The 25376-nt window shown below is 59.4% G+C and carries 14 protein-coding genes; 3 read left to right on the top strand and 11 right to left on the bottom strand.

Features of this window, described 5'->3' with window-relative positions:
- Window position 1 precedes the first annotated feature (1 nt).
- Both NVV94_RS02580 and NVV94_RS02575 read right to left on the bottom strand, forming a co-directional pair.
- Window positions 2–2488 (bottom strand): circularly permuted type 2 ATP-grasp protein, encoded by a 2487-nt coding sequence (locus tag NVV94_RS02580; RefSeq protein ID WP_258445698.1) that lies wholly within the window; start codon window positions 2486–2488, stop codon window positions 2–4.
- Between the two features lie 88 nt (window positions 2489–2576).
- On the bottom strand, window positions 2577–5861 hold the full coding sequence (locus NVV94_RS02575) for a DUF2126 domain-containing protein (protein ID WP_258445697.1): 3285 nt from the start codon (window positions 5859–5861) through the stop codon (window positions 2577–2579).
- 264 nt (window positions 5862–6125) lie between these two features.
- Between NVV94_RS02575 and NVV94_RS02570 the strand changes: the two genes are divergently transcribed.
- Complete coding sequence (locus tag NVV94_RS02570) at window positions 6126–8285, top strand: hypothetical protein (RefSeq protein ID WP_258445696.1); 2160 nt, start codon at window positions 6126–6128, stop codon at window positions 8283–8285.
- Window positions 8236–10515, top strand: coding sequence for a hypothetical protein (locus tag NVV94_RS02565; RefSeq protein WP_258445695.1), 2280 nt, complete (start codon window positions 8236–8238; stop codon window positions 10513–10515). Before NVV94_RS02570 ends, NVV94_RS02565 begins: the two co-directional genes overlap by 50 nt.
- On the opposite strand, the gene NVV94_RS02560 is transcribed toward NVV94_RS02565, so the two are convergent.
- A complete protein-coding gene (locus NVV94_RS02560) occupies window positions 10504–12816 on the bottom strand; it encodes a YgiQ family radical SAM protein (protein ID WP_258445694.1) in 2313 nt (770 codons plus the stop codon). The two genes, NVV94_RS02565 and NVV94_RS02560, sit on opposite strands and share 12 nt — an antisense overlap.
- A gap of 166 nt (window positions 12817–12982) precedes the next feature.
- A complete protein-coding gene (locus tag NVV94_RS02555) occupies window positions 12983–13351 on the bottom strand; it encodes a hypothetical protein (RefSeq protein WP_258445693.1) in 369 nt (122 codons plus the stop codon).
- Here NVV94_RS02555 and NVV94_RS02550 point away from each other — a divergent pair.
- Window positions 13350–18047, top strand: coding sequence for a dermonecrotic toxin domain-containing protein (locus NVV94_RS02550; RefSeq protein WP_258445692.1), 4698 nt, complete (start codon window positions 13350–13352; stop codon window positions 18045–18047). The genes NVV94_RS02555 and NVV94_RS02550 overlap by 2 nt on opposite strands.
- A gap of 38 nt (window positions 18048–18085) precedes the next feature.
- Here the strand turns inward: NVV94_RS02550 and dnaB are convergent, their stop codons facing one another.
- From dnaB to rnr, 7 genes are all read right to left on the bottom strand, one after another.
- On the bottom strand, window positions 18086–19483 hold the full coding sequence (gene dnaB / locus NVV94_RS02545; RefSeq protein WP_258445691.1) for a replicative DNA helicase: 1398 nt from the start codon (window positions 19481–19483) through the stop codon (window positions 18086–18088).
- 125 nt (window positions 19484–19608) lie between these two features.
- Window positions 19609–20055, bottom strand: a complete 447-nt coding sequence (gene rplI / locus NVV94_RS02540; protein WP_166357852.1) for a 50S ribosomal protein L9 — start codon at window positions 20053–20055, stop codon at window positions 19609–19611.
- A gap of 18 nt (window positions 20056–20073) precedes the next feature.
- Complete coding sequence (locus tag NVV94_RS02535) at window positions 20074–20973, bottom strand: hypothetical protein (protein ID WP_258445690.1); 900 nt, start codon at window positions 20971–20973, stop codon at window positions 20074–20076.
- Window positions 20974–21009: 36 nt separating this feature from the next.
- Complete coding sequence (gene rpsR, locus NVV94_RS02530; protein WP_002551829.1) at window positions 21010–21240, bottom strand: 30S ribosomal protein S18; 231 nt, start codon at window positions 21238–21240, stop codon at window positions 21010–21012.
- Window positions 21241–21268: 28 nt separating this feature from the next.
- Window positions 21269–21694: a 30S ribosomal protein S6 gene (gene rpsF / locus NVV94_RS02525; RefSeq protein WP_258445689.1), complete on the bottom strand. Its 426-nt coding sequence runs from the start codon at window positions 21692–21694 to the stop codon at window positions 21269–21271.
- Window positions 21695–21966: 272 nt separating this feature from the next.
- Window positions 21967–22725 carry a 23S rRNA (guanosine(2251)-2'-O)-methyltransferase RlmB gene (gene rlmB, locus NVV94_RS02520; RefSeq protein ID WP_258445688.1) on the bottom strand — a complete coding sequence of 253 codons (759 nt, stop codon included), beginning with the start codon at window positions 22723–22725 and terminating at the stop codon, window positions 21967–21969.
- The gene (gene rnr / locus NVV94_RS02515) at window positions 22722–25292 is read right to left on the bottom strand and encodes a ribonuclease R (protein WP_258445687.1); all 2571 of its coding nucleotides are present in this window, start codon (window positions 25290–25292) and stop codon (window positions 22722–22724) included. The genes rlmB and rnr overlap by 4 nt, the downstream gene beginning before the upstream one ends.
- Window positions 25293–25376: the final 84 nt, after the last annotated feature.

Below are 25376 nucleotides of genomic sequence, written 5' to 3'. Positions count from 1 at the left end.
TTTAGACAGACACCGTTTGCTGGCTGACATCATCGACGTGGGCAAAATGCCGCAATGCCAATCGGTCGGAGATCTGACCGCTGGCTTCGGCGATGGTTTGCAACATATTGGCCAGGCCATCGAGCACCGCCCGCACGCTTGTGGTACCGAACAAGGGGTTTTCCAGCGTGCCCAGATCGAAGTGTTGCAGGCGCTGGACCAGCATCGCCAGGCCCGGCTCGCGGGGGGTGCCGAAGTCATCGTTGAGCCGATTGAGCGAGCGGGTCACCAGCTTGAGCTGGAACAGCACCGCATGGGGGTTTTGCTCGTCGAGCAGCAGCAAATCGAGCACTGGAATCAATTGCGGCACAGCCAGGTAGCGCGAACGGTAGGTGATGCTGCTGTTACCCAGCTCCAGCAGCCATTCAAGGCCCGCTTGATCGAACACCGCCACGCCGCGCAAAAAGGCCGAAAGGCTGCCGCTCAGCGACTGCAAGCGCTCGATGCGCCGGCCAATCATCAAGAAGCGCCAGCCTTCATCGCGCGTCATGTCATCCAGGGCAAAACCTGACAGTGCCGCCAGCGACATGACCAGGCGATTGAGGAAATCCAGCAGCTCACCGAAGTCGGGATCATCGGTCTCAAGGCTCATGGCTTCGCGCTGCAGCTCTACCAGCGCCTGCCAGTTTTCCTGGGACAGTTTTCCGCGTACCTGCGAAGCCGCCCACTGCAAGCGCTGCAAATTGGAGCGCAGGCTGAAGGCCCATTCTTCATCGAGCAAGGCTGCCAGCAAACGCTCGCGCAGCTCGCCCTCCTCCGGCAGCAACAACAGGCTTTCGCCCAGCTCTACCGCCGCCTGCAGGGCCAGCGGGTCGTCACCATCGACATAGCGGGCGAGAATGATGCGCAGCAGCCGGGCGCTGGCATCGCAGCGCTCGCAGTAGCGGCCAAACCAGAACAGATTCTCGACCACCCGCGACGGCAGGTACGGATCCCGGCGAATCAGGTCATGCACCCCGATGCTGCGCTGGGCACGCCATTGCTCGCCGGCCTGGGCGCGCTCACCCAGCACCCAGGTGTCCTTGCTGGCCCCACCGCGCTGCATCGACACCACTTCGGCATCGGCCTGGGCCGCCACCCGGGTCAGCCCGCCAGGCAGGACCCGGTAGCCGTCGGCACTGGCCACGGCGAAAACGCGCATACCGATCGCCCGGGCCTGCAATTGCCCATCCTCGGGCTGCCATACCGGCGCCTGGGACAACTGCGCCAGTTCCTGGGCGACATAGGCATACGGCCGCGCCTGCATCCGCTCGGCCAATGCCTGGCGCTGCCGGGTGTCCAGGTCCCGACCAAACACGGGCATGAAGCTTTGTGACGGGAATGCCGGCTTGATCAACAACTCCGGCAGCTTCTCCAGGGCCTGGGCCAGTACCGGCGGCTCGCCGCACCACCAGGTGGCGATGGACGGCAGAATGAGTTCTTCGCCAAACAGCCGCTGGTTGATGGTCGGCAGGAAACCGAGCAACCCCGGCGATTCGAGCACGCCGCTACCCAGGGCGTTGGCCACCAGCACGCGGCCTTGGCGTACCGCCTGCAACAGGCCGGGCACACCCAGCGCCGAATCGGTGCGCAGCTCCAGCGGGTCGCAGAAGTCGTCGTCCAGGCGCCGCATGATGGCGTGCACCCGGCGCAAGCCACTCAGGGTTTTCAGGTAGACCGTTGCATCGCGCACCGTGAGGTCACTGCCCTCCACCAGCGGATAACCGAGCTGGCGGGCCAGGTAAAGGTGTTCGAAGTAGCTTTCGTTGAAGCGCCCGGGGGTCAGCATGACAATCAGCGGCACTTCGTTTTCGCTGGCTGCCTGCCGGGACAATGTTTCCTGCAAGGTACGAAAGAAACCGGACAGGTGCCGAACCTGCAGGTCGCGGTACAAATCCGGCAGTGCCCGCGAAACGATAGTGCGGTTCTCCAGTGCGTAGCCGGCCCCGGACGGCGCCTGGGTACGGTCGGCAGTGACCCACCAGCGGCCATCGGGGGTGCGCGCCAGGTCTACGGCATAGACATGCAGGTAGGTCCCGTCCGGTGGCTCGATACCCTGGCAGGGCCAGAGAAAGTTGTTGTGCCCATAGACCAGCTCGGCGGGAAGCAGCCCATCGGCAATCAATTGCTGCGGCCCATAGATATCGGCCAGCACCGCATTGAGCAACCGCGCGCGCTGGGCAATGCCGGCAGCTATCTGCTGCCACTCCTGCGCCGCTATCAGATGCGGCAACAGGTCCAGTTCCCACGGCCTGTCGGCACCCTTGGAGTCGGCATAGACGTTGTACGTCACGCCGTTTTCCTGGATCTGCCGGGTAAGCAGGGCCTGGCGCTGGGCCAGTTGCGCCGGGCTGCTGCGCTGCAGTTGATTGAACAGGGGTTTCCAGTGGGGCCGAACGGCGCCACCGGCATCGAGCATTTCATGATAAGTCCCCGCCGTCAGCGGGTAGCGGTCAAGCAGGTCAGGCATGGAGATGCTCGATGGCAACAAGTGGAAATCAGATTAGCGCAGACAGATGACACGGGGATACACGCGCACGCCGTGCCATCACTCCCGATCAAAAACGCCGCAGGTCCAGGGTCATCGGAAATTCGTCGTTTATCTGAACGGTCGGCACCGGCAATGGCCCGGGACTGTGGCCCAACCGGAAGAACCGCGCCATGCGCCGGCTTTCCGCCTCATTGGCGTTGACCGGCAAGGTTTCGTAGTTGCGCCCCCCCGGATGCGCGACGTGGTACTGGCAGCCCCCCAGGGAACGTTTCATCCAGGTATCGAGCACATCGAATACCAGCGGCGCGTGCACCGCGATGGTTGGCTGCAGGCAATTGGCCGGCTGCCAGGCGCGATAACGAACGCCGGCCACGTATTCACCGACTCTGCCGGTGGGCTGCAAGGGCACGGGTACGCCATTGCAGGTCAGCAGGTAGCGCTGCGGTGCAAGCCCGTTGAGCTTGACCTGGATCCGCTCCAGCGAAGAGTCGACATAGCGTACCGCGCCGCCCCCACTGCCCTCTTCACCCAGAACGTGCCAGGGCTCCAGCGCCTGGCGCAACTCCAGCGCGATACCGTTGACGGCATAGTCGCCGACCTTGGGAAAGCGGAACTCCAGGTGCGCGGAAAACCATTCGGCGCGCAATGGATAACCGGCGGCGTTGAGGTCGACGATAACGTCGGCGAAGTCCTGTTCGATGAAATGCGGCAACAGGAAGCGGTCATGCAGTTCAGTACCCCACCTCGCCAGTTTGGCCGGTGCATAAGGCTCGCGCCAGAAACGCGCAACCAGCGCCCGCAGCAGCAACTGCTGAACCAGGCTCATGCGTGCATGGGGTGGCATCTCGAAAGCGCGCAGCTCCAGCAACCCCAGCCGCCCGGTGGCACTGTCGGGCGAGTAGAGCTTGTCGATGCAGAACTCGGCGCGGTGGGTATTGCCGGTGACGTCGATCAACAGATTGCGCAGCAACCGGTCGACCAGCCACGGCGGACACTCCTGGCCAGGTTCGGGCATCTGCGCAAAGGCGATTTCCAGTTCATACAGTGCATCGTTGCGCGCCTCGTCGACGCGCGGCGCCTGCGAAGTCGGGCCGATGAACAAGCCGGAAAACAGATACGAAAGCGAAGGATGGTTGTGCCAGTAGCTGATCAGGCTGCGCAGCAGGTCGGGCCTGCGCAGGAACGGCGAATCGGCCGGCGTCGCCCCGCCGAGGACGAAGTGGTTGCCGCCGCCGGTACCGGTATGGCGACCGTCGATCATGAATTTCTCGGTGCTCAGGCGGGTCTGCCGCGCCTGCTCATAAAGAAACTCGGTACGCTCGACCAACTCGTCCCAACTGGCCGAAGGCTGTACGTTGACTTCGATCACACCTGGATCGGGGGTGACCTTGAAGTTGCTCAGGCGCGGGTCGCCGGGTGGCTCGTAACCTTCCAGCAGCACCGGGCAATTGAGCTCCTGCGCAGTCGCTTCGATGATGCTGACCAGTTCCAGGTAGTCTTCCAGACGCTCCAGCGGCGGCATGAACAGATACAGGCGCCCGTCCCGGGCCTCGGCACACAAGGCCGTGCGGGTCAGCCATTCGGCGGACTCGTCGACCTTGGGCATGCGCTCGGGTTCGTTGTCTTTTGCCTCGGTTGCCAACGCGTCCGGCAACGCAGCTCGCGCCGGCAGCGGCGGCAGATCCTGGTTCGCATCGGTCGGGTGCACGTAAGGATATTCTGCAGCGCTCACCCAAGGCTGCGACCCCAATGGCAAACGGTAACCGAGCGGCGAATCGCCCGGCACCAGACGACAATGGCTGTCGCGCAAATACCAGCGACCGCTTTGCCAGCGGTCACCGGCCGCGGTTCGCGCCAGCGGCAGGACCTGGCCGATGACCTTGTCCAGCCCTTGGGCGAACACCTTGCGCAGGCGCTTGCGCTCCATCTCGTCGCCAAGCCGCGAGTCTTCGGCGGTGACGTTGAGCGGCAGGCTGCCCTCGCGCCAGAGATAATAAAAATTGTCTTCATAGGCCGGGAACACGTATTGGGTCGGCAGCTTGAGCCGCTCGGCCACACTGGCCAGGAAACGCCCGCCCAGCACATCGGTCGCGCCGTAGTCCTCGCTTTCTTCGGCAATCAGCGCAGGGTTCTTCCAGATCGGTTGCCCATCGCGGCGCCAGAAACAGTTCAACGACCAGCGCGGCAACTGCTCGCCGGGGTACCACTTGCCCTGGCCAAAGTGCACCAGGCCTTGTGGCGCATAATGCTGGCGCATGCGCTGGAACAGCTCGGCCGACAGGCGCCGTTTGGTTGGGCCCAGGGCTGCCGTGTTCCATTCGGCGCCATCGGGGTCGTCGATGGAGACGAAGGTCGGTTCACCGCCCATGGTCAAGCGAACGTCGTCCTTGAGCAGGTCCGTATCGATCTGTCGGCCGAGGGCGAGAATCGCCTGCCATTGCTCTTCGCTGTACGGCTTGGTAACGCGGGGCGCTTCCCACAGGCGCTCGACCGACATCTCATGGACGAACTCGCATTCACACGGCTCGACCAGCCCGCTGATCGGTGCCGCCGAAGACGGGTCCGGGCTGCAGGCCAGCGGAATATGCCCTTCTCCAGCAAACAAACCTGAGGTCGCATCCAGGCCGATCCAGCCAGCGCCCGGCAAATAGACTTCACACCAGGCATGCAGGTCGGTGAAATCCACCTCGGTGCCGGACGGGCCGTCGAGCGCCTTGACGTCGGCGGTCAGCTGAATCAGATAACCCGAGACAAACCGCGCGGCCAGGCCCAGGTGACGCAGCAACTGCACAAGCAACCAGGCCGAATCGCGGCACGAGCCCGAGGCGTTCTCCAGCGTCTGCTCCGGCGTCTGCACGCCCGGCTCCAGGCGAATCAGGTAACCAATGTCTTCGCTCAAGCGCTGGTTCAGGGCGACCAGGAAATCGACACTGGCGGTCGGCGTGCGGTCGATGCCGGCCAGGTAGGCGGCGAACTTTGGCGTGAGCGGCAACTGTTCGAGATAAGGCGCCAGCTCATGCTTCTCGTCCCGGGCATAACTGAACGGGATCTTCTCAGCGTAGGGCTCGAGGAAGAAATCGAATGGATTGAAGACCGCCATTTCGGCGACCAGGTCGACTTCGATGCGCAACACATCGGTCTTTTCCGGAAAGACCAGGCGCGCCAGGTAGTTGCCCTGAGGGTCCTGCTGCCAATTGATGAAGTGCTGCTCGGGCTGAACCTTCAGCGCATAGGACAGTATCCGCGTGCGGCTGTGCGCAGCGGGGCGCAGGCGCACGATCTGAGGGCCGAGCTCGACCGCTCGGTCGTAGCGATAGTGCGTGACATGGTGCAATGCGACATGAATTGACACGGCGTGCCTCCTGCGAGCCTGAACGGTAATACAAGCGGGCAATACTTGTGCCAGTCACGCAGCGCTGGTCGTTGCGAGCATTGATCGAACAGATTTGGCACCGAAATCGTGCGCCTGGCGCCTGAAACAGGCAGGCTGCACCGAGATGCGGCATCAAAAATTCACGCACAATACATATTCACTGCCTGCGTGGGCACTCTACGCGTTTTCCTTGTACTTCATTCCCGCTTGCAGAAGCGAAAGTAGCACAAGGAGAGACAACCGATGTCCAGTGCCGACTACATCACATCTGATTACGATGACACCTTAACGTTTTCCGCTATCGCTGCAGCCGTAGAGCTGGATCTCGTCCGGCTGCGTGAAACCCTTGAAGAGGTAAAAGCGGATCCAAATCTGAGCCTTGATCATCACTACCTCCTGCCCACAGCCGGCACATTGCTGGCATATGAATTCGCAGCAGTCACTACTGACGTGCAAAACCTGCGCGACAGTGATGATTTCAAACACTTTTGCGTGGCGAATACTGGCATCGGAAACCCGGCCGACCTGATCGTCAACGAGGACGGCACGCTGGGTATCAATGGCCGGGACGGGACATATCATCGCCTGCCCCCTGTATCAGCTGCACCGAAAAGCCTCAAAGAAAAATTGAGTGCATTTGTCCGGATGGCAACAAATTTCGGAGGACAACTCCGAACCCAGGGAACCCTCACCGCCACCTGCATGTTGAAATACTACGGGATACACGCTTTATCCACGCCGGCTTCCTCGAAAGAAACTCTTTTGCAGTTAAACGAACAGGAGTTGAACTACTGGATCGCTGACCGCTGCACGGTCGAAATTGATCTGGACGAAATAGACAGAGATTTGATTATCGAAACAGTCGCTGAATTCAAAGGATCGTCGCTTTGCCTGCTGGAAGATCTGAAAGGCAAGCCATTCACGGATACCGAGACCCAGGCCATTCGCCAACGCCCATTCGAGCATTTGGTAGCGCTGCTTGAAGCCCCAAGAGCTCAAGCCCTGGGTCAACGTCTGTTGGAAGCACTCGATTGGTACGGTGCGATTCCCGGCCAGAATACCTCCCCTATTGCAGTTTTCAAGCTGTTGGAACAGGCCGTCGCCCTCGACATGGACCCTACAGGGAAACTCCTTGAGAGCTGGGTACGTCTGCCGTGGTATTCAGGTAAAACACAACAGCAAACACTGCATGATCTGGAAGCGCTCTTGCTTGACTTCGAAGAGTTGTCATCCCCGGCCATTGCAGCTTTGGCAATATTGTCCATGCGCGATCAACTACCGCTCGAGTACCGGATTCCTCACCTTCCCGGCACGCTGCGTTACCTGCGCAATCTGACCTGGTTTCAATTCTCGCAAGCGTTGAACATCGCCGAAGCGATCAAACCGGGGCTTGCCAGGACGCTGTCCTACCAACAACTCCTGACGCTACGGCAAGCAGAAGTGGGAAGGGATGCAAATGATGACACGCTCATGCTGCTCTATTCGGCAGAGCCTTTATTGCGATGGGCCAAAGAACACTCGCTGTACGACGGTGAACAACCGACCAAGGCTCAAGCCGAAGACATCCAAAAGCAATTCATGGCTTATGAGCAGCGTATTCAAGAGGCGATGTTCGGGCTAAGCCACGCAGCCCCTATGCGACTTGACATGGCGAAAGCGGAACTTGAGCGTCTTGGCATTCCAGTGACAGAGGTACTTGAGCGGGACCTGACAACCGAAAAATATTCGCCTGGCGGGGGAGCCATCGGGCCAATCACGGGCGGTCGTCAAACCGCTACCCTTCAAGATCTGTTGGCCTCAGGCACGCTCTCAAAGGAACCTCAGAAATGGGTTATCCCAGGATCGCGCCGCAGATTAAGTTACCGTGGCAAGGTTGATATCAACGCGACGTTCGAAAATGAATATGCTGCGTGGTTGAAAACCACTCAACAAAGCGCCACCACGCTCGTAAGGGAGCTGATCGACTCATTGCCCCTGGAAGAACGCATGTTCTTGTTTTCTGGCCAGACAACGCTCTGCTGTTTAAAAAAATTCCAAGGTGGAACTGCTCGCGCCGGCTTCATCATTGCCTCGAAAAAAGACGATCAGTTGAGGTACTACGAGGTCTTCCCCTATCAAAATCTTGTTCGAAGACGCCTGGACATTAACGAAGTGATTGCAGCGGCAGATGTTTCTGAGTTGCGTGACTTAACCAAACTTCTTCCCCTTGACTGGAACGCCTACAACTCAGCGTCCGCCCCTGAAAACAATGCCCAGTCATATCTGTTCTTTGTGCCCATGATAGAAATCGCTCCTGAACGGTTTTCAACACTGGCGACCACAATTGCAGAGTTGATCGTTGAGCACCTTTTGCTTGGAAATAAACGTCAACTCCACACCCACAGCCGGCGTTACAAAATTTGATAACGACTCAGCAGAAGCCGCGGTACTAAAGTTTTTCATTCCACTTTGGAGCCCAATCGAGGACATTATCCAGGGCCACCGCGAAGGCGATCAACAGAAAATATACGGTGGAGTTCTAGGCCTCTCTCTTGATATTCTTTCGTTTTCTTTTCCTTTCGGGAAAGCTCTATCCAGAATAGGAAAATCCCTTCAATCAACCTGGAACGCAGGTTTTCGATCAACCCAACCCACCTTCCGGTCAATCGGTCAAAAACTGGTCACGGATTTGCTTTCAGAATTCAACGTCCTGCTCGCGCCCTACCAACTAACAAAAACTACTTTTTTCGGCGCTCTTAAACTGAGTCGCCCTCTACGCTCAAAGCTCAATACACACCTTTCCCGTTTGCGCGTTGAATGGCGCGGCAGACTCAATTCAAGTTCCGGTTCGCTGTGCAGTGTTTATGCGAAGGATATGTCACGCGCCCAAGGTTATTACCATCGCAAGCTGAATGCAGACCACCGCGTTGTGGCCTTTAAACATGAAAGCGTGTTCTATCGGGTGGATGGCCTCAGCAAACGTCCCTTTGGCGCTTCGCTGATGGAAATCACAACTCAAGGAAAACTCAGCAGGCAACGTCCTCCGGATATTCCATTGGTGATTGATGAGGCCAACTGGAAATTCAATGATTCTTTCCCGAATCTGGAGAAGACAGTGATCTACTGGGGGGATGAGATCTATCTTAAGGTCGGCTCGACCTTGTACAAAAAAACCACGCTCGCAACCACACGCAATGTCTGGCGCAGAACGCCCGGGCGGGAAGTCAACAGGCTAAACCTACCCCCCTTGCAGGTAGCCGCATGCCGCGTAAAACGCGGGCAAGATCTCCAGGTGTGCAGACTCGCAGCCCGCAACAGGGATTACGTAGATGTATCAACAACGAATACTCAAGGCGCGGCCATCGTCCCCTGGTTTTTGAATAGAAGTATTGAAGCGGCGACCGGCACGAGAAAATTGGTGCATAACAGCAGGGTCATGCGAATAGATGGCAATCGGTTGAAAGACCTGAGTCCCTCCGCAACACCACTGAGTTACAAGGACACGCTCCAGGCTACGCTGCTTGGGGGCAATGATGTATTCAAACAGATCCGTATTTCGGGCGGGATCGTAGACGGTATCGCCGACATCCGGACAATCAGTGCCATTATCGCCAAGCAAAGGACTGACAATGCACTGGTGCTGGTCACGCGCGCAGACAACAACACTTACTACCGAGCTGCATTTACCCAAGGCTCTGCTGCTGTGGAACTCAGGCGCATGCAGGTGCGGCACATTGAAACAGCCGATGATTTGGAAAAGCTCACGGAAGACGACTACCTCGTCCTGATTCATAACGGCGCCTACGACGCGCATTATCAAATGCAGAAAACCAATCCGGCAGTGTTGGCAACCCACCGACAACAGATAACTGAAGAGATTGCCTCAGGCAGACTTCCGGAGCTCGGTCCTGCGCCTGACAATCCTTTTGAGATGGGGACGGACCTGGTCGAGGCGGCGCTGTTCTGCAAGTACACTCAGTTTCGCTTTTACCTGGGACTGCGTTCACGCCTGAGACAATGGGGAGGTATTTCCAATAAGACCGAAGCGCACACCAGAGGCGCGATCGCCGGCACATTGAATGATCTGACGCAATCAGTGAAATACAGCGCCGACTCGGTACTAAGCCGCCATCAGATAAGTGCACTTGCGGGGCAGAAAAACTACGCCTTTCTGAAAATCGAATTCAAAAATGGCGATCCGTCGCGGACTTATTTCAGCATCTCCGGCAAACGCAAACAAAATGACTATATGCTCCCTCTGGCAGTCCACATCGACAAGGAAACGCCTGCATCAGGCTGGGTGGTGGAAAGGGACAATGCAATCTCCCCGACCGGTGAGCGCTATATCGATGCTCAACCGAAGGCCGGGCTTAATGAACCACCCGAAACCCTGGTTTCCATTCCGGCGACCCCCTCATTGTTCAACACGAAAGTTATCGACGGCACCACCAACCTGAGAGAACTCGACACCGAACGACTCATCATCGCCAGGATGGAGCAGGACAAGCTCGACTACAGCAAGGTGAAATCCATGCTGCTGTTCAGCAAATACCCGACCTGCTATTCCTGCACGCGACTGATTGACAGTCTGAATGGAAAGCTTCCGGCAGGGGCCCTCGAGGTCTTTGAGGGCCCCCAGAAGTCACCGAGGTAGCACAGGCTGACGCGGCTTTTTCTTGCCACCGCCCTTGGCCGCTTCCTTGCGTGCCTTGGCCGCTTCCTGGTTGCGGGCAAACGCGGCGGCCTTGGCCTGCTCGCGCTTGTCCCACGGGTTGCCGCCGTCGCTGGCGCGCGGAGGCAGGCCGGTGTGCTGGGTGAGGATCTTCTGTTCCTTGGCCACCTTGTGGCTGCCCGCCGGCGTCGAGTTCTTGCGGCGTGCGCTCTGGTAGCTGTCGGTCGCCGGCTGATGCAGCGGGATCAACTGGTGCTTGCCTGGCCCGATCAGGTCAGCGCGGCCCATACGCTCCAGGGCCTCGCGCAGCATCGGCCAGCCCTTCGGGTCGTGGTAGCGCAGGAAAGCCTTGTGCAGGCGGCGCTGGGCCTCGCTCTTGACGATGGTGACCGCGTCGCTCTTGTAGGTGACCTTGCGCAGCGGGTTCTTGCCCGAATGGTACATGGCGGTGGCGGTGGCCATCGGCGACGGGTAGAACGCCTGCACCTGATCGGCGCGGAAGCCGTTGCCCTTGAGCCACAGGGCCAGGTTCATCATGTCTTCGTCGGTGGTGCCCGGGTGGGCGGCGATGAAGTACGGAATCAGGTATTGCTCTTTCCCGGCTTCCTTGGAGTATTTCTCGAACATCCGCTTGAACTTGTCATAGCTGCCAATGCCCGGCTTCATCATCTGGTTGAGCGGACCTTCCTCGGTGTGTTCCGGGGCGATCTTCAGGTAGCCACCGACGTGGTGGGTCACCAGCTCCTTGACGTATTCCGGCGATTCGACCGCGAGGTCATAACGCAGGCCGGACGCGATCAGGATCTTCTTCACACCCGGCAGGGCACGGGCGCTGCGATACAGCTGGATCAGCGACGAGTGGTCGGTGTTCAGGTTCGGGCAGATACCGGGGAACACGCACGAAGGCTTGCGGCACGCGGATTCGATCTCCGGGCTTTTGCAGGCGATGCGGTACATGTTCGCGGTCGGGCCACCCAGGTCGGAAATAACGCCGGTAAAGCCTGGGACCTTGTCACGAATTTCTTCGATCTCGCGGATGATCGAGTCATGCGAGCGGTTCTGGATGATCCGGCCTTCGTGCTCGGTGATCGAGCAGAAGGTGCAGCCACCGAAGCAGCCGCGCATGATGTTCACCGAGAAACGGATCATGTCGTAGGCCGGGATCTTCTCCTTGCCGTAGGCCGGGTGCGGAATGCGCGCATAGGGCATACCGAACACGTAGTCCATTTCTTCAGTGGTCATCGGAATGGGTGGCGGGTTGAACCAGACGTCCACTTCACCATGCTTCTGCACCAGCGCACGGGCGTTGCCCGGGTTGGTTTCCAGGTGCAGAACGCGGTTGGCGTGGGCATACAGCACCGGATCGTTACGCACCTTCTCCATGGACGGCAGGCGGATCACGGTCTTGTCGCGCGTCATGCGAGGGCTCGCCAGTATCTGCACGACCTTGGCTTCGTTCGGATCTTCCCCCGTACCTGAATAAGTCGCGCCCTTTTCCTGCTCGATGGCGCAGGCCTGGGTGTCCTGGGTGTTCACGTACGGGTTGATGATCTTGTCGACCTTGCCCGGACGGTCGATGCGCGTGGAGTCGACTTCGTACCAGTCCTTGGGCGTATCCCGACGAATGAACGCGGTGCCGCGCACGTCGGTGATGTCTTCGATCTTGTGACCGTAGGACAGACGCTGGGCAACCTCGACGATCGCGCGCTCGGCGTTGCCGTAAAGCAGGATGTCGGCACACGCGTCGATCAGGATCGAGTTACGGACGCGATCCTGCCAGTAATCGTAATGGGCGATACGGCGCAAGGACGCCTCGATGCCGCCGAGCACGATCGGCACGTGCTTGTAGGCTTCCTTGCAGCGTTGGCTGTAGACCAGGCTGGCGCGGTCCGGACGCTTGCCGGCCAGGCCGCCCGGCGTGTAGGCGTCGTCGGAGCGAATTTTCTTGTCGGCGGTATAGCGGTTGATCATCGAGTCCATGTTGCCGGCCGCGACGCCGAAGAACAGGTTCGGCTCGCCGAGCTTCATGAAGTCGTCTTTGGACTGCCAGTTCGGCTGTGCGATGATGCCGACGCGAAAGCCCTGGGCTTCGAGCAGGCGGCCAATGATCGCCATGCCGAACGACGGATGGTCAACATAGGCATCACCGGTCACGATGATGATGTCGCACGAATCCCAGCCGAGCTGATCCATCTCCTCCCTGCTCATCGGCAGGAATGGCGCTGGCCCAAAACATTCGGCCCAGTACTTGGGATAGTCAAATAACGGCTTGGCTGCTTGCATGTCGATGACCGGTGTTGGCGTAATGGAAAATCGCGGGCGCGGAATATAGCACAAATTTTGACCAAATCCGACGGCAGTGGTCGGTTTTGACCGGTGCGCCCGCGATTGCCCAGAGCCGCCGCCCTGCTCGACGGTTGTCAGTCCTCCATGGGGAACAACCGGGGCGCTAGCTTGCGATTGATGTCTGCGCGATAGATATCAATGACTTCCCGATTGTTTTTTGCCTCTTTCCTCTCTGCGTCAACGCTTGCGCCGCAGCACGTAGCTCGGTCACCTGTGTCTCTTCGCTGGCGTGCTCTGCTGTTGCCAGGCCGATTGCCGCTTCGAGATCGTTGGCCAAGTAGTCGAGTGTGCGTGCGTGTTGAAGCAGTATGTCCTCCAGTTCAATCGGGCGCCGCGATCGTGCCATGTAGCTTCCAACCCGTTGGACGCTATCCATATATACCGCAACGTCGTTTATGCATCGGGCTTTGATGACCGCTCCATTGAAGATCCCTTGCCCGGCAGGGATCGCACCAATAAGAGCGCACACCATGAATACCTCCGTTTCAACCAGCCCGACGCAACCTGACACGCCTCAAGAAATGCTGATTTCCAGCGATACCTGGTCGGACTATCAGGCGCTGGGCTTTATCAAGCAACAATTGACCGAGCTGTTGGCCGACCTGGAGCCCGCCCAACAGCAACGCTACCTCGCACTCGCGCGTGAAGGCCCAAGACGTCAAAAGATATTGAGCGATACGCTTGCGCAGTTCCGACGCAACTTTGAAAGTCAGCTCCTGCAGGACCTGACCAACGCACTGCGCAATAAAGCGAACAAGACCATAGACCCTCGTCTCACCTACCTGCATACGCGGACGCTGACTCAACAGCGCAGGAGTAAACGCGCAGCGAGTGGCGAGCAAATCGAAAGCATTCGGTCGCAGACGTTATGGGATGCAGCTGTGCAAAACTTTGCCTTCAACATCGCCCATGGCACCGGCTCGGGGCTGGATTTCACCCGCGCCAGCTATATCAACTCGGACCCGGACGGGCGAAGAAATACCGCCGAGGTTCTGGCCGTCGAGGACTTTGTGGCCGTCGTGCGCGAGCTGGATCCAGGCACACGCTTGCAAACGAAACTGCAAACCGAGCTGCCACGATTACTGAGCTCGGAGGTCACCGCGTATCAGCAGGCTCTGCTTGAATTTGCCCTGCTTGAGGCCTATCGCACCACATCCGAGACGGGAATCGACCAACAACAACTGGCAATGCTCGAACGCGCCGTCAACCTTCCTGGTGCTCTGCAATGGAAACTACACAGCCTCAAGTTGGGCCGCTCATTTGCCGACGCGCTAGTGCGCACCAGTGAAGCCATTACGCCGGTCAAGCTCTTTAGCGAGCACCTGCAGGCGCTGCGCCAGAAACTGTCGCGCCAGTCTCGCAGCACCGAGAGTGATTCACTGCCGTTGCCGTTCTTCGTCATTCAGCGCTCGGCCTGGGTATTCAGCTATTTTCCCGACCGACCGGGCGGTGCCTGGCGCCGGCATCTCTCGCATACCGAGGCCGTCGACTCATTTCGCGATCAGCTACGCGAGGCTGTTCAAACCCGCGACATGGCCTGGCTGACACGCTGGATGCCATTGGCACACCAGCAGCAACTGCTGGCGTTCCTCAAGACCGAAAACGTTGACCGCAACCAACTCAACTGGCTGGCGAAGCTCCTCTACGATGCCTTTGGCGAGCAAACGCCCCCCGCCCAACTGATCGAGGTGAGCCGCGACTTGGCCGAATCCGGCAACCAATCCTTATTGCAGGCGCTGGCACTTGAGCAGGAATTGACCATTGCCGGCGACCTCTCTTTGCTGGCAACTACCAATGGCAATGCAGATTTCGAGGCCGTCAAACAAGGGCTGCTGTTTGTGTTCAGCGAGGTGATGGAGCTGTTGACCCTATCCGTTCCTGGAGGCGTGACCGGGCTGAATCGAACCATGCTGGCCGCCACCTTCGGCTCGTTGGGCTATCAGGCCGTTACCGCCAGCCATGCCTTGCTCAACGGGCGGTCAGCAGATTTCGTCCAGGCCGTCGGCGACATTACCGAGCTGGTCATCAGTGGTCGCCTGCAAAGTGTAGGTGCCCACTTATCGGCGCGGCGCACGCGCGCGCTGATCAACGCGCTGGGACGGCCGCGCTGCGTGATTCAGGCCGATGGTTCCACAGCGCTGCAGCTGTCGGGTACGACTGCGCAGCGCCCTGTCGATGTCAGCCCCCTGACGGATGCGCAACTGCTGCAAAAGATGCTGCAGCCCGACCTGCCCACACTGGATACAACCGTCTGCGCCCGCCTGCTGGCCTTGAGTGGTGTGGAGCGCCAGCAACTCGAAGCCATTTGGCAAGGCAAGGTCCCGCCACCCTGGCAAATCACCGATGTATTGCAATGGTATCCATCCCATGACAGGGACACTTCTGCGACACAGACACCTGATCCTGACGGCCCCCTGGCCGTAGTATTGCAACGCTTTGCTGAGTTGTCCCCGGCTGCCGCTACCGAGCTGCTGCGCCAGCACCCCGAACTCAACGGGATCACTGCGCAGAGTGTATTGGAACCCCAGTTGATTGCCGCCGTGCTCCAGACCTGCGAGCAGAGCCGAGCACTTCGAGCACTGTGCGCCCTGGCCGATTCAACCGGCCGCGAATGGGGAAATGACAGCGAGGCACTGTGCTGCAACCTGCTGACACTGCAGGCCGGATGGCCCGATTCACTCGGAATGAGAATTCGGGTCGGTTCGCGCTCACACAGCTATGGGCTGGAGTGCGCCGACACGTTCATCTCACTGGACAGAGTCGGCACCACATACATCTCGAACGGTCAGGCCATGCCGCCACTGGAGGCCAGGGACAGCCTGATCAACGCGACCTGGCACAGCCTCGATGCACCACAACGAGAAGCCATGGGCTACCGCATCGACGATTCTTCGCGGTTGGGTGAGCACATCATCGAGCAGGCGCTGCACTATCGCAGCGATCTGCCGCAGCTACTCGCCGAGCCCAGCGGGTTGCCGTTATCGAGTGCACGCCTGCAACCGTTCCGCCTCCAGACAGACCTGAGCAACGTTACGGCCGACGCTCACGGTATTTACGCCCTGGACGGACGGAGATTCGTCGTTATCGACAATGAAAGTTATCGGGTCATGCACGACCGCGATGCTTCCAGCCCTCAGCAAGCCATCTGGCGGATCGTGAAGCCGCAAGACCCGATCGCCGCCAACGAACAGAACATCTTCGTTGCCGGTATCGGCCTGAACGAAGCCATCACTGACCGCGAAGGCCGGTGGGTAGCGGCCACGTTACCCGGCGCTGGCGGCATGCCGAGCAAGGGAGGTCGACTGGAAGCGATGAAGCGAGAAAATCTGGAGAAAAAGAATCAGACCGATCAAGCGCGACGGAGAAAAGATCAGGAGACGCAACAACAACTGAACGACGTCAGCCATGAAATGCACGGGCTTGTTGAAGTGATGCAATCACTCCATCCGAAACTTGACCATCCGGACCACGAGACAAAAACCGAGGCCCGCAGCGCGCTGGCCGCAACCTATTACAAGCTCATTCGGCTGATTACCCGCAAAATCGAGTTACTCCAGGCCGGTGACCCACAACGCAACAGAGCTGGAATCATCGCGGCACACGTTAACAGGCTCCAGTGCCTGGAGAAGATCATCCTGGGCCTGGACCTGGCGTTTACCGAGGAGGTTGGCGTTTTCGTTACCGACCCGTATCACGGTGAACATGCCCATTACCGTGGACAGCGCAATCGAATACTGAAACACATGGAGGAAAAACGGCCGTTCCTGAAAAAGCGCGAGGCTTACATTGAAGAACTGCGCACCCGGTACCCAGGCGCTGAAGCCGAAGGCGAGATAGCGACACTGTACAAAACCTATCCGGCCAAACCGTGGAACCTGGAGGTGGCAGCAGTGTTGTTCCGAATGGAGCTGCTGTCGATTGGCGACCCGATGGATTCAAGCAATCCTGTGGCCTTCAAGCCCGAAGCCGTCCTCCAGATGATTCAATTCCACGAAACCTCGGTCGCCTATGATGACCTCGTCTGGGTGCCCACGCACCATCAAATGACGGTGCTTGATCACCTGCAAAGGCAGCTGGAGTCGGTCCGGACCGCGTTTGAGCAGATGCGGGGCGAATTCTCCAGCCCGCGCGAAGGCAAGCATCTGGAAGATACCGTCAAAGGCCTTGTGGCCATCGAGCAGGATTGCCAGGTTCGCCTTGAAGCGTTGTATCAGCAATCAACCGACAACGCCTCACTCGCCAAAGAACTCGACGACATCGACCTGGGCTTTCTCCCGGCCCAACCTGGCCCCAGCCATGCGCCTGCTACGCGCAGGAAACTGATCAAGGTCAAACAGAGGGGAATCGACTCGATCAAGCTCGGGCAAGAGCGAGTCACCGACAATGGCGAGACGTTCGTCGACATCATTGGTTCGATCGACGGCACGGGAACGGCCATCCAGACCTATGAAAAGCCACAGGGTGGCGGGTGGAAAGGGACCAAGCCGCCTCCAGCCCCGCCCCGCTCTCCCCCCACGCTGCCCACGCTGATGGAAAGTGCGCAAGCTCAGCTGGGCGAGGTCACTCGCGACCAAGCGAAAGCCACGCGCGACGCCCAGGCGAAACTTAACCCGACCAACATCGTGGAATACCTGGAGACCAAGGCCGAACAACTCGATAACACGGCCCGGGAAATCGAGGCGGCGACCATAGATCAAGCCTCTACGGAATCCCGATCACTGATCGAACAACTCAAGGACGCCAGCGTGCGCCTGAAAAAGACAGGGGAACAGACCCTGATCGAGATGTACAAGGCCCCCGAAAAGCTCGATATCAGCCGCTTGCTCTATCTGATCAAGATGAAGCAAGTCAGCGTCGTGAAGCTATTGGACAGAGGTGAACACGGCAAAGGCACGGCCAGGCATTTTCTCGACATTTACCTGATCAAGGATGCACAAGGTGAAAGGCGGGATCTTTGGCATGCGCACTTCCACTACCCCGCACGCGACACGCCGAGCGAGCAGTTTTCGCTCAAGGGTGGGCACCTGAAAACGCTCAAGCAGAGTGGGCTGGGCCGTACGACTCAGGCACGCGATGAACAGCAGGGCCGCGCGCACTCGCCGATCTGGCGAGCCGCGTTCGATAGCCGATCAGCCCGGAAGTTGTTTGCGCTGGTGTCGCAAACCTGAGCCAACCAGATGCTGGCCGTCCTGGACGGCCAGCCGGCTTACTCATCGTCGTCGAAGTTGTAGCTGCCCGGCGCCAGGTTCTCGAATCGGGTGTATTTGCCGATAAAGGCCAGGCGAATGAAACCGATCGGGCCGTTCCGCTGCTTGCCGATGATGATCTCGGCAATGCCCTTGTGCTCGGTTTCCGGGTGATAAACCTCGTCGCGGTAAACGAACATGATTACGTCGGCATCCTGCTCGATCGCACCCGATTCACGCAAGTCGGAGTTCACCGGGCGCTTGTTCGGGCGCTGTTCCAGGGAACGGTTGAGCTGCGACAGGGCCACTACCGGGCAGTTGAATTCCTTGGCCAGGGCCTTGAGGGAACGCGAGATCTCGGAAATCTCGTTGGTCCGGTTGTCGCCGCTGGAGCCGGGGATCTGCATCAATTGCAGGTAGTCGATCATGATCAAGCCGATCTCGCCGTGCTCACGGACCAGGCGCCGGGTACGCGCGCGCATCTCCGACGGGCTGATGCCGGCAGTATCGTCGATGAACAGTTTGCGGTCGTTGAGCAGGTTGACCGCCGAGGTCAGGCGCGGCCAATCATCGTCGTCCAGGCGACCGGAACGGACCTTGGTCTGGTCAATCCGTCCGAGCGAGGACAGCATACGCATGATCAGCGAATCGCCTGGCATCTCGAGGGAGTAGACCAACACGGCCTTCTCGCTGCGCAGTACCGCGTTTTCCACCAGGTTCATGGCGAAGGTGGTTTTACCCATCGACGGTCGACCAGCGACGATGATCAGGTCGGCAGGCTGCAGGCCGCTGGTCTTCTCATCCAGGTCGGTATAACCGGTAGACAGGCCGGTAATGGCGTTGTCTGTATTGAACAGGGTATCGATGCGGTCGATGGCCTTGGTCAGCAGGTCGTTCACGCTCACCGGGCCGCCGGTTTTCGGCCGGGCCTCGGCGATCTGGAAGATCTGCCGTTCGGCTTCGTCGAGGATCTCGGCAGCGTTGCGCCCCTGTGGGTTGAAGGCGCTGTCGGCGATCTCGCTGCTGATGCTGATCAGTTGCCGAAGGGTCGCCCGCTCGCGAACGATCTGTGCATAGGCCTTGATGTTGGCAACCGACGGGGTGTTCTTGGCCAGCTCACCCAGATAGCCGAGGCCGCCGATCTGGGAGCTTTGCCCTTCCTTGTCCAGTTGCTCGTGCAGCGTCACCACGTCGAACGGGGTGTTTTGATCGGCCAGTTTAACGATCGCACGGAAAATCAGGCGGTGGTCATGCCGGTAGAAATCGCCGTCGGAAACTTGATCGAGCACACGCTCCCAGGCGTTGTTGTCCAGCATCAAGCCACCGAGCACAGCCTGTTCGGCCTCGATGGAATGCGGTGGCACCTTGAGGGCAGCGGTTTGCAGATCGTATTGCTCGGGAGCGGAAATATCGTTCATGGCCACTTGAAATTAGGGTCTAAAAAAACAGGAACAGCAGAAAGACAAAGGGCACGACCTGTAAACAGGATCGTGCCCGATGTTAAACCGTCAGGCACTCAAGGTGCCAGACGATTCAGTACTGCTTAAGCAGCCACCACAACAACGCGTACGGTTGCTTCGACTTCAGCGTGCAGGTGCACGGCTACGTCGAATTCGCCAACGTTACGGATGGTGCCGTTCGGCAGACGAACTTCAGACTTGGCCACTTCAACGCCGGAGGCGGTCAGTGCGTCAGCGATGTCGTGGGTGCCGATCGAACCGAACAGCTTGCCTTCGTCACCAGCGGTGGCAGTGATAGTCACTTCCAGCTCAGCCAGTTGGGCAGCGCGAGTTTCGGCAGAAGCTTTTTTGTCTGCTGCGATTTTTTCCAGCTCCGCACGACGCTCTTCGAACGCAGCCAGGTTGGCAGCGGTCGCAGCGGTAGCTTTACCGTACGGCAGCAGGTAGTTACGACCGTAACCGGCCTTAACGTTTACTTTGTCGCCCAGGTTGCCCAGGTTGGCGACTTTTTCCAGAAGGATCAGTTGCATGTGAAAATCCTCTAACTTTTAACCTTCACCGTTCGCAGAACCATTGCCAGCGCCGTTTTTTGGCGCCATCCGGCCGCGAAAATCAATCAGGCTGTCGACAATGGCCAACACCACGAGCAACGGATAGATCAGCTGCATAAACAACAGCAGTGTCACGTACAACCCCACCAGCCAGAACCTGGCCAGCCGCTTTTCAGCCACCAGCCCATGTATCAAGGCCAGCCCGGCGAATGCCAGCGGTACGCTGCACAACGGCGTCAACATGGCCAGCTGCGGCCCGAAGTTGGGCCCCACCAGCATGCACGCCAGCAACAACATCGCTGACCCCAGCGGGGTTCTGATACTGCGAAACTCGCGACCAAAACCACCAGGGTTATACAACAACGCCTGCCAGTAGCGCCCCAGCATCAGGGCCAGCAAACTGACGATTTGCAACAACGCGGCTATCAGGCCGTTGAGCACCGGTGCAATCAGGGCTCCCAGGCGCGCTCGCTCCTCTACCGACATTTGTTGGTAGAGCCCGTCGAGCATCTGTGGCAGCAGCTTCTGCAGCTCCTGCGACATCGCTTCGATGGGTTCGCGGAACACCGCACCCAGTACCAAGCCATACACCAGGCCCAGCGCTACGCTGACCAGCAGCACGCGGTTCCAGGACTGGCCGGAGCGTAATAACGCCGCCAACCCCAGCGTACCCAGCAACACCATCAAGGTGCGCGGCTCGCCGAAAAACCACCAGACCAACGCTGGCAGCAAAGCCCAGGCGAGGACGCCAATGGCGTCACTCATACCGCGCCGCAGGAACACAAGGCACCCTGCAGCAGCACTCAACCAGAACAACAGCGGCATCGCCGCACATCCAACCACTACCAGAGTGGCCTGCACGCGACCGCGCATGATGAAATCAGCCAAGGCGCGCATGCATTCTATCCTTTGCTACTTGTCGACGACCCGGTCTCAGCGGCCGTGGCTGTCGGTGTAGGCCAGCAGGGCCAGGAAGCGGGCGCGCTTGATAGCGGTAGCCAGCTGACGCTGATAACGAGCTTTGGTACCGGTGATACGGCTTGGAACGATTTTGCCGGTTTCGGATACGTAAGCTTTCAGGGTGTTGAGATCTTTGTAATCGATCTCCTTCACGTCTTCAGCGGTGAAGCGGCAGAATTTACGACGACGGAAGAAACGTGCCATGTAATAGGCTCCTCAAAAGGTCCGTGGATTACTCGTCAGCGTTATCGCTGGCGTCGCTGGTATCGCTGTCATCGCCATCGGCGCTGTCAGAGTGCTCAGGACGGTCGCGACGCTCACGGCGCTCACTGCGGTTTTCTTCAGCCTTGAGCATCTCGGACTGGCCGGTAACGGCTTCGTCGCGACGGATGACCAGGTTACGGATCACGGCATCGTTGTAACGGAAGTTGTCTTCCAGCTCGGCCAGGGCCTTGCCAGTGCACTCAACGTTCAGCATCACGTAGTGAGCCTTGTGAACATTGTTGATTGCGTAGGCCAGTTGACGACGGCCCCAGTCTTCCAGACGGTGGATTTTGCCGCCGTCTTCTTCGATCAGCTTGGTGTAACGCTCAACCATGCCGCCGACTTGCTCGCTCTGGTCAGGGTGGACCAGAAAGATGATTTCGTAATGACGCATGAATGCTCCTTACGGGTTGTAGCCTGCCGCCAAAAGCGGTCAGACAAGGAGTGAATGACACTTGTGTGTCTTGCCCAGTGATAGGCACATCGGTGCCCGCCATCATGGCAAGGGGCGCAATTGTAGAGAAGCGCCACCAGACTCGCAAGGTAATTGGTGATTATTTGAACAGCCTTGAGGGCCTCATCGCGGGCAAGCCCGCTCCTACAGGGAGAATGCAATCCATGTAGGAGCGGGCTTGCCCGCGATGCAATGTAACTGACACACCGATATCAGGCCTTCTTCGCCGCCTTGGCATTACGCTGGCGCACCGCCTCGAACAGGCAAACACCCGTTGCGACGGACACGTTCAGGCTACTGACACTCCCGGCCATCGGCAGGCGCACCAGATAGTCGCAATGCTCACGCGTCAGGCGACGCATGCCCTTGCCTTCGGCGCCCATGATGAGGATGGTCGGCCCGGTCATGTCTTGCTCATACAGTTCCTGCTCGGCTTCACCTGCCGTACCGACAACCCACAGCCCGCGCTGCTGGAGCTTTTCCAGCGTGCGCGCAAGGTTGGTCACCGCCACCAGCGGGATCACTTCGGCAGCCCCGCAGGCCACTTTACGCACGGCCGGGGTCAGGGTTGCCGACTTGTCCTTGGGCACCACCACTGCCAGCGCACCGGCAGCATCGGCAGTGCGCAGGCAAGCGCCGAGGTTATGCGGGTCGGTGACGCCATCGAGCACCAGAATCAACGGCGCGCCTTCAGTGCGGTCCAGCAGCTCTTCGAGCATCGCCTCGCCCCAGACCTGGCTCGGGCTGACTTCGGCAACCACGCCCTGGTGCACGCCCTCGACCCAGGCATCCATCTCGCGACGCTCGGCCTGACCAACGGAAACACGGTTCTGGCCGGCCAGCTCGACGATGACTTGCACGCGCGGATCGCTGCGACCTTCCGACAACCAGATCTGCTTGACCCGCTTGGGGTGATGACGCAACAGGGCTTCTACGGCGTGTACGCCGTAGATCTTTTCCAACTGACTCATGACTTGGCCTTAGGTTTACGCGCCGCGCCCGGCTTTGGCGGGCCTTTACGATGTTTGGTCGGCTTGGCTGGCTTGCCCGCCGGCGCCTTGCTGGTCTTGCCGCCAGCGGCGTGGCTGCCCTTGGCTTCGGCCAGCAGCGCCTTCTTCATTTCACGGCTTTTGCGTACTTCGGCGTTTTTCGCCGCGGCATCGGACGAGCGATAGGCTTCGACCGGTGCCGCTTCCTTGGTACGACGTCCAGGCTTGGTGGACGCGGGTGCTTTTTCTGCCGCTGGTTCAGCTTTACGGTGCTTGCGACCGATCGGCGCGCTGAGGGTTTTCTCCGCCATCTCGAAATCGATCTTGCGCTCGTCGAGGTCGACGCGCATGACCCGCACTTCCACCGTATCGCCCAGGCGGAAGGTACGCCCGGTGCGCTCGCCGGACAGGCGGTGATGCACAGGGTCGAAGTGGTAGTAGTCACCCGGCAAGGCGGTGACATGCACCAGGCCTTCGACATAGATGTCGGTCAGCTCGACGAACAGGCCGAAACCGGTCACCGCCGTGATCACGCCCGGGAAGCTTTCGCCGACGCGATCCTTCATGAACTCGCACTTGAGCCAGTTCACCACGTCGCGGGTCGCTTCGTCGGCGCGGCGTTCGCTCATCGAGCACTGCTCGCCCAACTGCTCCAGGCTGTTCTCGTCGTACGGGTAGATCCGCGCCTTCGGAATCGTCATCGCGCCGGCACGCTTGACGTGCGGGGTGTCCTGTTTGGAATGGATGACGCTGCGGATCGCCCGGTGCGTGAGCAGGTCCGGATAACGGCGGATCGGCGAAGTGAAGTGGGTATAGGCTTCGTAGTTCAGGCCGAAGTGGCCGTGGTTGTCCGAGCTGTACACCGCCTGGCTCAACGAACGCAGCATCACGGTCTGGATCAGGTGGAAGTCCGGACGATCCTTGATCGACTCGAGCAGCGCCTGGTAGTCCTTCGGCGACGGCCCTTCCTTGCCCCTGTGCAGGGACAGGCCCAATTCACCCAGGAAAGCCCGCAATTTCTCCAGACGCTCCGGCGGCGGACCATCGTGGACCCGATACAACGCCGGGATCTCATGCTTCTTGAGGAACTCAGCGGTAGCCACGTTGGCCGCCAGCATGCACTCTTCGATCAGCTTGTGCGCATCGTTGCGAATGGTCGGGGTGATTTCGGCGATCTTGCGCTCGGCCCCGAAGATGATCCGGGTTTCCATCGTTTCGAAATCGATCGCGCCACGAGTATGACGGGCAGCGATCAACACCTTGTACAGCGCATAGAGTTGCTTGAGGTGCGGGACCACGTCGCCATATTCGCCACGCAGCTTTTTCGCTTCGGCGGTGCGCGAATGCTCGAGCATGGTGCTGACCTTGTTGTAGGTCAGGCGCGCCTGCGAGTGAATCACCGCTTCATAGAACTGGTAATCGACCATCTGACCGGTCTTGGAGATGGTCATTTCACAGACCATGGCCAAGCGATCGACTTTCGGGTTCAGCGAGCACAGGCCATTGGACAACTGCTCGGGCAACATCGGCACCACGCGCTCGGGGAAATACACCGAGTTGCCACGCACCTGGGCTTCATCATCCAGCGCCGAGCCGAGCTTCACATAGCTGGACACGTCAGCGATGGCGACGTACAGCTTCCAGCCGCCGGAGAACAGGCGCAGCTTGCCGCCCTTGGCTTCGCAGTAAACCGCGTCGTCAAAGTCGCGAGCATCTTCGCCGTCGATAGTGACGAAAGGCAGGTGGCGCAGATCGATGCGCTTTTCCTTGTCCTTCTCTTCCACTTGCGGCTTGAGTTTGGCCGCTTCCTTGAGCACGGCCTCGGGCCATACATGAGGAATATCGTAGGTACGCAGCGCGACGTCGATTTCCATGCCCGGCGCCATGTAGTTGCCAACGACTTCGACAATGTCGCCTTGCGACTGGAAGCGCGGGGTCGGCCAATGCGTGATCTTCACTTCGACGAACTGACCCACCTTGGCCCCGGCATTGCGCCCCGGCGTGATCAGCACTTCCTGCTGGACCTTGGGGTTGTCGGGGGTCACGAAGCCGATGCCGCCTTCTTCGAAGTAACGGCCAACGATGCTTTCATGAGCGCGGGAAATGACCTCGACAATCATCCCTTCGCGACGGCCACGGCGATCCAGGCCGGAAACCCGGGCCAGGGCGCGGTCGCCATCGAACACCAGGCGCATCTGCCCGGGGCTCAGGAACAGGTCATCGCTGCCGTCGTCCGGGATCAGGAAACCGAAACCGTCGCGGTGGCCGCTGATGCGGCCCAGGATCAAGTCGAGCTTGTCGACCGGGGCGTAAGTGCCACGGCGCGTATAAATCAATTGGCCGTCGCGCTCCATGGCGCGCAGGCGGCGGCGCAGGGCTTCGAGCTGGTCTTCCGTGGTCAGACCGAACTCTTCTACCAACTGCTCGCGGCTAGCGGGCGAACCCCGATCGGCGAGATGCGCCAGGATCAGTTCGCGGCTAGGAATAGGGTTTTCGTATTTTTCCGCTTCACGAGCGGCCTCGGGATCGAGGGACTGCCAATCGGCCATTAGAGAGAGTTCACCTTGTCTATATGCGCGTTAGTTTGGCATACGCGTATTGAAACGGGAAATTTCCGGCTCCAACAGGCCCTG

This window comes from Pseudomonas sp. LS1212 (genome assembly GCF_024741815.1).
GTDB lineage: Bacteria > Pseudomonadota > Gammaproteobacteria > Pseudomonadales > Pseudomonadaceae > Aquipseudomonas.
The sequence above is the reverse complement of the archived record's forward strand: the minus strand, read 5'-3'. Positions and strand labels throughout refer to the sequence as shown.